The 621-nt window shown below is 28.5% G+C and carries 1 protein-coding gene; it reads left to right on the top strand.

The window, feature by feature from the left end; genetic code table 11:
• A partial coding sequence (locus CLTEP_RS14180; RefSeq protein ID WP_153016377.1) for an IS200/IS605 family accessory protein TnpB-related protein occupies positions 1-621 on the top strand: 621 nt, incomplete at both ends.

The raw sequence follows: 621 nt of genomic DNA, 5'->3' as shown, positions 1-621 counted from the left end.
AGAAAACTAAGAATAATAGAGCAGTTAAAATACAAGTTCCTATATATTTACCACATAAATTATCCAAGAAAACAGGTAAAGTTAATGGTATTGATTATAGAAAACTATTTTTAAATTATTTGGAAACTGGAGAAGCATATCAAGTTGAATTGATAAAAAGAAATGGTAAGTATTATTGTCATATTACTTTTGATGTTCCTAAAACGGAAATTCTTTATACAGGACATAATGGAATAATAGGTATAGATACCAATCCAGATGGTTTTGCTTTAACCATGATTGATAATAAGGGTAACTATAAATGGCATACTTATTTGAAACAAAGCGAGTTACTATATGCTAGGAGTAATAGACGTGAAAATTTATGTGGTGAACTTGTAAAGCAAGTTGTATTAATAGCTAAAACTTATGGTTGTGGTATTGCTATAGAAGATCTAAAATTTAAGAATGACAAAGACGTAGGAAGTAAATTTGCAAGAATTAAACATGGATTCATATATAGTAAGTTACTAACTATGCTTGAATCAGCATGTATACGTGAAGGTATTGAGATAATCAAGGTTAAGCCACAATTTACAAGTAAGATAGGTTTGTATAAATACTGTCATCAATATGGAATGG

It is taken from the genome of Clostridium tepidiprofundi DSM 19306 (assembly GCF_001594005.1).
GTDB lineage: Bacteria > Bacillota > Clostridia > Clostridiales > Clostridiaceae > Clostridium_AC > Clostridium_AC tepidiprofundi.
The sequence above is the reverse complement of the archived record's forward strand: the minus strand, read 5'-3'. Positions and strand labels throughout refer to the sequence as shown.